A 10002-nucleotide genomic window follows, 5' to 3' on the forward strand; every position below is an offset into this window, starting at 1 on the left:
CCGCCGAACGGGGGGTTCCAGCCCACCGGGACTCCGCGGACACCCCTAGAGGGAGCGCGCGGCCTCCAGGAGTGGTGCCAGGGAGCTGACGGTGGTCTCGCAGCCCGCCTCGTCGAGCTGCCGGGCGGCGGTGGTGTTGCGGGCGAGGCCGACGAAGCGCACTCCGGCCTGCTGGGCGGCGGTGAGTTCGGCGACCGTGGAGCCGATCAGTACGCCGGTCGCGGCGGCGCCGCCCGAGGAGTGCATCGCGCGCAGGAGGCAGTCGGGGTGCGGGGTCAGCAGGGCGAGGTCCTCGCCGCGGGCGTGGATACCGGCCAGGGGGAGGCCGTAGGGGTCGAGGTAGCGGTGTACGGCCGGTGCGCTGACGTCCGTGACCACGCTGACGCGGCGGCCCGAGTCGTGCAGGGCCCGGACCAGCGGCACCGAGTTGTGGGTCGTCGGCGCGTCGGGGACCGCGCGCAGTTCGATCGCGTCGAGACGGTCGCGGAGCAGGGGGCCGAGCCGGTCCCGGGCGAAGGCCCTCAGGACGTCGAGCGGATGGACGAACGTCTCCCGTGCCGCGTCGGCGGCCAGGGGCCGGCCCGTCAGGGCGTCCTGCGGGTCGCGGTGCTCGGTGACGAGGGTGAGCAGGTCGAGCGCGGCCTCGCGGGCGGTGGCCGCCGAGAACAGCCGGGCCATGGGGCCGTCGAAGCCGAGCAGCACGGTCTCGGCCTCATCCAGGAGTCCGGACAGGTCGGGCGCCGACCGGGCCGGGGCCTGCGGCAGGCCGGGCGGGGCCGCCCCCTCCGGGGCCAGCTCCACCGAGGCCGCCACCGACAGCCCCGGCACCGGCCACCTGCGCAGCCCGGCGTTGACCGCGCGCTGGGCCGCGCCCGCCCGGCGCAGTGGATGGCGCCGGGTGATGCGGGCCGCCTCGTCCAGCAGATGGCCGAGCAGCGGCTCGGACACCCGGGTGACCCCGGCGCGCACGAAGGCGACCGGGTCGTCCACCCGCCAGGACAGCTCGACCGCGGCGGCGAAGGCGCCCTTGCCGGAGCTCGGCAGGGAGACCCAGTGGTGGGACTGGTGGGTGGTGAGGTCCACCTCGTAGTACGTCACGAGCCGCGGCGGCCCGTCGCCGTGCGGCTGGGCGGGGTCGAGGAGGGTGAGCGGGCCGTCGGGCTGGGTGTGGACGACGGCCGTGCGGCCCGGGGCCGGTATCCCGAGCCGGCGCAGGTCGTGCGTGATGAAGGGGCCCCGCACCAGGTCGCGGGCCTCGGGTCCGGGGGCGGCGGTGGCGGGGGACAGCGGGCAGTACCAGGCGACGGGCGGGGTGTCCGTGGCGCCGCCCCGGTAGAGGGGCTGGAAGCGCTGGGGCCCCTGCGCCGCCGAGCTGCCGGCGAACTGCTCGTACACGTCCGGGGAGACGACCACCAGGATGTCGGCGGGCACGGGCGGTGCCTCCGGCGGCGGGGTGGGCCGGTCCCAGAACGTCACGGTCAGACGCGGCGGGTCCACCAGCCCGGTGAGGACCTCGGGCAGCCCGCGCAGGACCGCGACCAGCACGGGGAGCACGTAGGTGCCGGGGTCGGCGTGGACGACGTAGCCGTTGCCGCGGACCCGGACGTCGAACTGGGAAGCGGTGAGGGCGCCGCGGGAGAGCATCTCGTGCACCGCGTATTCGAGGGTGATGCGGGCCTCGGGGTGGCCGGTGAGGTCGTCGGCCTCGAAGAGGATCGTGGGGCGGGCGCGGTGGCCCAGCCGGCGTACCGTCTCCTCGCTCACCGTCGCGAACGCCATGCCCGAGCCGTCGCGTTCGCCGGTCGTCTCGGCCCGGAACTCGCCGGCCGCGCGTCCGGCCCGTTCGTCGATCAGGCCTCCGACCTGTTCGAGGAACTCGCGGGTGCGGCCCCGGGCCGTGCGGGGGAGGGAGCGCAGCAGCAACTCCCGTACACCGGGCCGGAACTCGTAGGAGCCGGGTGGCCCGGGGACGGAGGTGAGCATGCCGCTGAGGATCACCTCGGCCAGGTGCTGGGGGCGCGGGTCGCGGTCCACGGTGCGCTGGACCAGGCGCATCACCGGGACCGAGGGGACCGCCAGGGCGAGGTGCCCGGCGAGGCGGAAGGCCTCCGGGGACGCGGTCGCGCGAAAGCGCAGGACCAGGTCCTCCGGGGAGGACGAGGCGATGTCGGGGGTCGGTTCGGCGGGCGGTGCGGGGGAGGGCGGCAGCCATGCCGCCGCGCCCGGGGTGCGGGCGCCGCCCGGGCCGGCGACCAGGGCAGCCCAGTGGGCGAGCCAGGGGGCGCCCGGTTCCAGGACCGGGACGGGGAGGGCGTGGTCGGGGGGCGGTGCGGCTTCGTAGGGGGTGAAGGCGAGGCGCGCCGAGGGGGCCGCCGTGGACGGGGAGGTGAGCAGGCCCGGCTCGGCGGGGAGCGCGGTGGTGGGCCAGAGGTGTTCCGGGAGGGGCTGGACCACGGCGAGCGGCATGTGGCGGGCCCAGTGGCGCAGGGTGCGGTACCAGCGGTCGCCCGCCTCGCCCGGACGCCACTGCGGGCCCATGCAGTCGCTGACGACGAGGGTGACGGTGCGGCCGTCGTCGAGCACCGGGACGTGGCGGGCCCGGCCGTCGGGGGCCGCCGGGTGCAGGGTGACGTCACGGAAGATGCCCGACTGGGCCAGCGCGGTGTGCAGTTCGCTCACCAGGGGGCGCCAGACCGGCATGGTGGGGCCGGTGTCGTGCACGAGGTTCAGGCGCAGCCAGCGGTCGGGGGCCGGGCGCAGGACCGGGAACCACACGTCGGGGTGGGCGCCGAGCCGGGCGATGCGGTCGGCCGTCGCCCGCTCGTCCAGCACCCGGACGTGCGCGGAGGCCACCTTGCGCTTCAGCGGACGCAGGGCGCGCTGGAGCGCGAGGGGGTGGGGCAGCATCGGGGGTGCGGGGGCGAGGAGGGGGGATCCGCCGCCGCCCGGGGCGTCGTGCCGGTGCTGCGGGGAGCGCGGGGCGGGCAGGGTCAGCGGGACGCGGTCGGGGGTGTGGCGGACCGGCTCCGGCTGCGGGGGTACGGGGGTGGGAGTGTCTGCCTTCCCGGGGGTGCTCGCCTCGGGGTTGCCGGCCTCGTGTGCGGGTGCGGTGGACGACGGGGCGCGGTCCTCGCCGGGCTCCCGCGACGGCTCCTCCTCCTGCCGTTCGCGGTCCAACAGGGCGGCCATCCACAGCAGTTCGGCCAGCTCGCGCGGCGTCGGCGACGCGCCGGCCGCGGACAGGGCCGCGGCCAGCCGGGCAACCGGGGACGGCCCGGGGCCGTGGTCAGAAACCATCGCCGTCGGCCGTCGCGCTGAGGTACGGCATCAGCTGCTCGGCGAGGTCGTCGCGGGACTCGGCGTCGAGGCCCGCGACTCCTGTGAGGTAGAGGGCGTTCAGCAGCTGATCGGTGGCGAGTTCGCCGCCGCCCGCCCGCTCCAGGAAGCGGGTGATCAGACGGTCCGCGTGACCGTCCGGGGTGTCCAGGTGGGCGCGGACGATGTCGGTGAGCTGGTCCCGGTCGGGGCGGCGCAGCTTCAGCCGGACACAGCGGCGCAGGAAGGCGGGTGGGAACTCGCGCTCGCCGTTGCTGGTCAGCACCACGAACGGGAAGGCCCGGCAGCGGACCCGCCCGCGGTGGACGGTGACCGGCGTGTCCGTGCCGTCCGCCAGGACCTCGGCCGCGCCGTCACCGGAGTGACGTGCGGCCCGCACCAGTTCCGGGATCTCGTACTGGCCCTCCTCCAGGACGTTCAGCAGGTCGTTCGGCAGGTCGAGGTCGCTCTTGTCGATCTCGTCGACGAGCAGGGCGCGGGGCCGTTCGTAGGGGAGCAGGGCCGTGCCGAGCGGGCCGAGGCGGAGGTGGTCCTCGACGTCACCGGCGGCACGGCCGGGCCCGTCCTGCCGCTCCCGGGCCGCGTACAGCCGGGACAGCGGGTCGTACTGGTAGAGGCCGTCGGCGAGGGTGCTGCGGCTGGTGATGTTCCAGCGCAGGACCGGTCCGAGGCGCAGCTCGCGCGCCACCGCGTACGCGAGTGAGGACTTGCCGGTGCCGGGCGGACCGGTGACGAGCAGGGGGCGGCGCAGGCACAGCGCGGCGTTGACGAGCCGGACGCTCTCCGGGGTGGCCACGTACGACTTCGCCCGGTGCACGCGGTCGGGGGAGACGGCCGTCGCGTCGTCGCTGTCGTGCGGCGGCGGCAGGGCGGGCCCGCCGTCGAAGGCACGCCAGGGCGGTGGTGCGGGGAGGTGGTCGATGCCGTCGTGCGGCTCGCTGTCGCCGGTGTAGACGGACCAGTGCGGCATGGGGGATGTTCTCCGCTCTCCGTTGTCGAGCTGGTGTTTCTCGGGTGCTCCGGGCCGTGTCAGCGGTGGTCAGGCCACCGGGGTCCGGGCGTGGGCGGCGACGGCATGCGGGTCGGTGAAGACGCGCGGGTCGTCCCACAGCAGCTGGATGCCGTGGGCCCAGTGGTCCTCCTCGGCGTCGGCCTCCTCGCGCAGGGCCAGGATCCGGCGGGGGAGTTCCGCGGGCGGTACGGCCCTGAGGCAGGCGTCGAGCGCGTCGAGGAAGGCCTTGCCGGTGCAGCCGTCCGCTCCGGAGCAGTCCTCCTGCCCCGAGCCGCAGCCGTCGCGCGACCACACGATGACCGGGGCCGGCGCCGTGAGCGAGGTGTCGAAGTGCGGCCGGGTGCGGGAGGCGGCCGGGGCGGTGCCGAACCCGGCGAGGCAGGCGTCGGGCCGCCGCAGCAGCATCCGCAGCCGCCCGGGCTCCTGCGGGCCGCCGCACTCCACGCGGTGCAGCCGCGCGCCCGGCAAGGCGTCGAGGCGCTTCCAGGCCCGGGTCAGGACATGCCGGGTGCTGGCCTTGCGCCGGGCGTGGTCGGTGACGACCAGCGGGTAGACGCAGCCGAGCGGGGTGGCGTCGTCGGGGGCGCTCTCCCAGCGGTCGACGGGCCAGTCCAGCCAGTCCCGGGGCAGTGCGAAGGCGACCAACTCGTCGGCGCCGGGCGTCAGATAGCGGAAGGCCGCCTCGATACGGTCCTGGACGTAAGCGCGCAGCCGGTGCTGCTCGACCGTGCCCGAGTCCACCGGGTGCCGCCGCCCCTCGCTGTACGCGGACACCTCGACACGGACCAGGTCGTCGCCCGCGCCGCTGTGTCCGAGTTCGACGAGGATGGGCGACCAGTCGGGCGCCGACGGCTCCACGGCCGGGGTGTGCAGCAGGGCCTGAAGCCGGTCGGCGAACCGGGACACCGTCCGCGCGGCGCCCGGGCCGTCGAGTTCGCACAGGACGAACAGGGCCGCCGACCACAGCGAGTCGAACCCCTCCTCGGGCGGCGGCGGATCGAACGGGTCGGCCGCCGCCGTGTAGAGCCGGACCGGGTCGCAGTCCACGCCCGCGCGGGCCGCCTTCTCGACCAGGGCACGCAACCGGGCCCGGTCGGCGGTGGTGTGGTCGGAGGTGGGGACCAGGCTCTGGAGTGCGGGCCAGTAGCGGGCCATGACCTGGGTGGGCATCATCCGGCCGGTGCGCACGTCCCGGGTGCCGGCCGCCGCCGTGGCCATGCCGACGACCTCGCCGGTGTCGGCCAGGGTGACGGCGGCCCCGCTGAAGCCGGGGGCCAGGGGCTGGCCGCCCGGGTGCCAGGCCTCCAGCTGGATCCACTCCCGTTTGATCAACTGGGGTGCGGTGACGCGGTATTCGGCGAGGGTGCCCTCGTCGAAGCCGACCGGGAAGCCGTAGACGACGAGCTTGCGCGGTGCCGGGCCGTGCGCGGCGTCGACCGGGGCCAGCGCGGCCGGGGCGATCGGCACCTCCTCGTCGAGTTCCAGCACGGCGAGGTCGCCGAGGTCGGTGCTGGAGCCGGTCCAGCCGCCGTGCGCGACCACCCGGGCGGGCACGGGCGGGGAGCCGGGCCGCTCGGTGAAGGTCACGGTCAGGCCCTCGCCGTCCCCCACGACGTGGGCACAGGTCAGCACCGTGCCGGGCGCGACCAGGAAGCCGGCTCCGGCCACCCGGCCCCGTAACTCGATCCGGGCGTGCCACTCGGCGCTGTTCATGAGGCGGGGCTGGTCTCCGGACCGGCCGGGGACCAGGTCAGTCTGACCACCAGGTGGCCCTCGGCGGTGCCCTTGGCGATGAACGCGCCTGTTTCCGCGGACAGTTTGACCCCGAACTCGATCTCCACGCCGTCGGGCTTCAGCGAGCCGTCGCGGAACACCCGCAGCGCGGACTCCGCCGCCGAGCGCACCCCGTCCAGGGCGCCCTCGAAGGTGCGGGTCGCCTGGACCGTGCCGTCGCCGCGGGAGACCAGGCGGGAGCCGGACCGCTCCTCCACCGCCTCGACCGCGACCACGGCACCGTCACCGGTCCTGAACTCGACCAACCCGTCCACGGCACCCCCGTCGTCCCACTGCACTGAGCATTTCCATTGTCACGGAAGGTACTTGATGTTGCGGGAGGCATCCACCGAACTCTCACGGACCCACGGTCCCCCGGATCACCCCCAGCTCCACCAGATCCTGCGGCCGGATGCGGAGCTGGTCCGCCGTCGTCTCCACCTCGCGGGGCGGCCGCTTGAGGATGGCCGCCGCGAGCTCCGGCGCGATCACCGAGAAGTAACTGTCCGGGGTGGCCCAGGTGTTGCCGGGCGCGGCCAGCGCCAGCGCGCCGCCGGAGCCGCCCTCGCCGATCACCAGCGTCGTCACCGGGGTGCGGGCGCCCGCCACCGCGCCGAACAGGTCCGCGATCGCGGGACCCGCGCCCTGCCGCTCCGCCGCCGCGTCGTTGGCGGCGCCCGGGGTGTCCACGAGGGTCAGCACCGGGATGCCCAGCCGGTCCGCGAGACGGATCAGACGGGCGGCGGTGCGGTAGCCGGCGGGGCGGGTCGCGGTTCCGGTCTGCGCGGCGTACGCGATCGTGCGGCCCTCGTGCGTGCCGAAGCCGCACAGCATGCCGTCCGGGTCCGTGCCGCCGCAGCGGTCGCCGCTGATCGCCGCTCGGTCGGAGAAGTAGGCGTCCAAGTAGGCGGCGGCGCGCGGGCGCCGGGGTGAGCGGGCGCGCCGGACGGCGTCCCAGCCGGTGGCGGGCAGGCCCGCGTCGTCGCCGAGCGGTTCGGGCGGCGGCGCCGGCGTGCCGGACGGGCACGTCAGCAGCCGCAGCCACCGGCCCAGCGTCCCGCGCAGGTCCTCCGGCCGTACGACCGCGTCCGCCGCCCCCGCCGCGACCTGCGCCTCGGCCGTGTAGGCCGCCGGGTCCGCGTCCGCCGGCCGCACCCGGGAGCCGGCGAAGCCGACCTGGGCCCCGGGCAGCGCGAGGACCACGTCGGCGCCCGCGCCCAGGGTGGCCCAGCCGCCCCCGGTGGTCGGATCGCGCACCACGGCGACCTGCGCGAGTCCCGCTTCCCTGGTGAGCGCCGACTGCCGGGCCACGCGCTGGAGTTGGGTCAGGGCGAGCATGCCCTCCTGCATCCGGCTGCCGCCGGTGGCGACCAGCGGCACGACCGGGAGGCGGTGCTCACGGGCGTAGGTGTACGCCGCCTCCAGCCGGTCGCCGGTGCGTTCGCCGAGCGAGCCGCCGAGGAAGCCGAACTCGAAGGCGATCAGCACGGCCCGGGTACCGCCGACGCGGGCGGTGCCGCAGACCACGGACTCCTGCTCGCCGGTGCGTTCGGCGGCACGGGTGCGCAAGGCGTCGTAGCCGGGCCAGCCGAGCGGGCCGTCCGGCTTCGCGTCCCGTATGACGGCCGGCAGTTCGGCGAAGGTGGAGTCGTCGGCGATGGCGTCGGCGACCGCGCGGGCGGAGGGGCGCTCAGTCCCGGGGAGGCGCTCAGTCATGGGGCAGCGCCCGCTTCATGATCTTCCCCATGTCGTTGCGGGGCAGGGCGTCGAGGTGGTGGACGACCCGGGGGCGCTTGTGCGGGGCGAGACGCTTGGCCACGTGATCCGCCAACTCCTCCAGCGACGGCGGGGAATCGGGCTCCGCCGGGACGATCCACGCCACGATCCGCTCGCCCAGGTCGGCGTCCGGCTCCCCGGTGACGGCGGCCTCCCGCACCCCCGGGTGTTCCAGGAGCGCGTTCTCGATCTCCCCCGCCCCGATCTTGTAACCGCCGCTCTTGATCAGATCGGTGGCCTTGCGCCCGACGATCCGGACATAGCCGTCGGGGTCGCGCACCGCCATGTCGCCGGTGCGGAACCAGCCGTCCGCGGTGAAGGCGGCGGCGGTGGCGTCGGGCCGGTTGAGATACTCGGTGAACAGGTTCGGGCCGCGCACCTGGATCTCGCCGACGGTCTCACCGTCGTACGCGGTGACCTCCGAGCCGTCCTCCTCGACCAGCCGCAGCTCCACGCCCGGCAGCGGCACGCCCACCGTGCCCGGGCGGGCCTCGCCGTCGGCACGGACGCTGGTGTTCATCAGCGTCTCCGTCATGCCGTAGCGCTCGATCACCCGCCGCCCGGTCGCCGTCGCGATCCGCCCGTGGTCGTGGACGGGCAGCGCGGCGGAACCGGACACCAGCAGCCGCGCCCCGGTCAGCGCTTTCACCAGCTCCGGGTCGCCGGTCACCGCCTCCGCGATCCGGTGGTACATCGTCGGCACGCCGAACAGCATGGTCGCCCCGGCGTTCAGCTCCCGGGCGACGCCCTGCGTGCTGAAGCGGCCCAGGTGCCGCACCGAACCGCCGCGCCGCAGCGGGCCGAGCGTGCCCAGGACCAGGCCGTGCACATGGAACAGCGGCAGTCCGTGGACGAGTACGTCGTCGCCGGTCCACTGCCACGCGTCGGCCAGCGCGTCCAGGGTCGAGGCGATCGCCCGGCGCGGGATGACGGCACCCTTGGGCGGGCCGGTGGTGCCGGAGGTGTAGACGATCAGGGCCGGGTCGGACTCGTCGGCGTGGTCCCCGGGGACCGGCCCGGTGCCGTGCACGTCGATGTCGAGGCGGGGCAGGTCCCGTACGGGGGCGGGGAGTTGGTCGTCCGGTGCCGTGAGCACCAGGTCGGGCGCGCTGTCGGACAGGATGTGCCCGAGTTCCTTCTCGCCCGACTTCGGGTTGAGCGGCACGGCGGGGACGCCGGCCAGCAGCGCGGCGACGACGGCGACGGCCGTCTCCATGGTGGGCGTCGCCCAGACGGCGACCCGCGTGGCCTCGCCGATGCGGCCCGTGAGTGCTCCGGCCGCGGCGGCGAGCTGCGCGTAGGTGAGGGAGCGCTCGCCGAACCGGAGGGCGGGGTGGTCGGCCGGGGGTTCGGTCAGGCCCGGGAAGAGAGGGGTCACGCGTCATCTCCTTGGCTGTTGCGTGCGGTTCGCTGTGGACGCCGGGGCTATCCCCAGCCGGGGACGACCATCACCAGCCATGCCGCCGCCGGTACGACCGCCACCACGATCCCTCCGTACACCATCAGCTGCCGGAAGAAACGCTCGCGGTCGACGTCCGGCGCGGCGGCCAGGACGAGTGCGCCGTTCGTGGAGAACGGGCTCACGTCCACGACGGTCGCGGACACGGCGAGCGCCGCCACCATGCCGATCGCGCCGATCTCGCCCCGTTCCAGGAACGGCACGGCCAGGGGGATCAGGGCGCCCATGATGCCCACGGAGGAGGCGAAGGCCGAGACGAGTGCGCCGATGTAGCAGAGCAGGACGGCGGCGAGCAGCGGGATGCCGATGTTGCCCACGCCCTCGCCTGCCCAGGTGATGGTGCCCATCTCGTCGAGGACGCCCACGTAGGTGAGGACGCCGCAGATGAGGAGGACTGTCGGCCAGGCGATCTCGCCCACCGCCTTGCGGCTGTCGTCCGGCCAGGCGGTGCTGAGGAGGACGGCGAGGGTGATGGCCGTGAGGCCTGCGTCCAGGTCGAAGACGAGGACGGCGACGACCAGGGCCAGGAGGGAGGTGAGGGTGGCGAGGCGGGATGGGGTGAGGGTGGTGATTTCCGTGCTGGGCGTGAGGGTCGCTGTCGGGTTGGGCCGCAGCTCGGCGGAGCGGGGTGCCGCTGCGCCCACCC

7 protein-coding genes are annotated in these 10002 nt (G+C 75.4%); all 7 read right to left on the reverse strand.

Translation table 11 applies throughout. The features are described 5' to 3' along the window. Positions 1 to 45: 45 nt before the first annotated feature. Complete coding sequence (locus GTY47_RS41775; RefSeq protein ID WP_010042268.1) at positions 46 to 3297, reverse strand: SAV_2336 N-terminal domain-related protein; 3252 nt, start codon at positions 3295 to 3297, stop codon at positions 46 to 48. Continuing rightward, positions 3287 to 4306, reverse strand: a complete 1020-nt coding sequence (locus GTY47_RS38540) for a MoxR family ATPase (protein WP_010042269.1) — start codon at positions 4304 to 4306, stop codon at positions 3287 to 3289. Before GTY47_RS38540 ends, GTY47_RS41775 begins: the two co-directional genes overlap by 11 nt. Positions 4307 to 4375: 69 nt before the next feature. After that, on the reverse strand, positions 4376 to 6061 hold the full coding sequence (locus tag GTY47_RS38545; protein ID WP_010042271.1) for a trypsin-like peptidase domain-containing protein: 1686 nt from the start codon (positions 6059 to 6061) through the stop codon (positions 4376 to 4378). Then, positions 6058 to 6396, reverse strand: a complete 339-nt coding sequence (locus GTY47_RS38550) for a CU044_2847 family protein (protein WP_040903464.1) — start codon at positions 6394 to 6396, stop codon at positions 6058 to 6060. The genes GTY47_RS38545 and GTY47_RS38550 overlap by 4 nt, the downstream gene beginning before the upstream one ends. 82 nt (positions 6397 to 6478) lie before the next feature. Continuing rightward, positions 6479 to 7837 (reverse strand): carboxyl transferase domain-containing protein, encoded by a 1359-nt coding sequence (locus tag GTY47_RS38555; RefSeq protein WP_010042274.1) that lies wholly within the window; start codon positions 7835 to 7837, stop codon positions 6479 to 6481. Beyond that, positions 7830 to 9275: an acyl-CoA synthetase gene (locus GTY47_RS38560; RefSeq protein WP_010042276.1), complete on the reverse strand. Its 1446-nt coding sequence runs from the start codon at positions 9273 to 9275 to the stop codon at positions 7830 to 7832. Before GTY47_RS38560 ends, GTY47_RS38555 begins: the two co-directional genes overlap by 8 nt. A 47-nt stretch (positions 9276 to 9322) precedes the next feature. Next, a partial coding sequence (locus GTY47_RS38565; protein ID WP_324604459.1) for an SLC13 family permease occupies positions 9323 to 10002 on the reverse strand: 680 nt, incomplete at its 5' end.

The sequence above is a fragment of the Streptomyces sp. SID5464 genome, assembly GCF_009862985.1.
GTDB lineage: Bacteria > Actinomycetota > Actinomycetes > Streptomycetales > Streptomycetaceae > Streptomyces > Streptomyces chartreusis_D.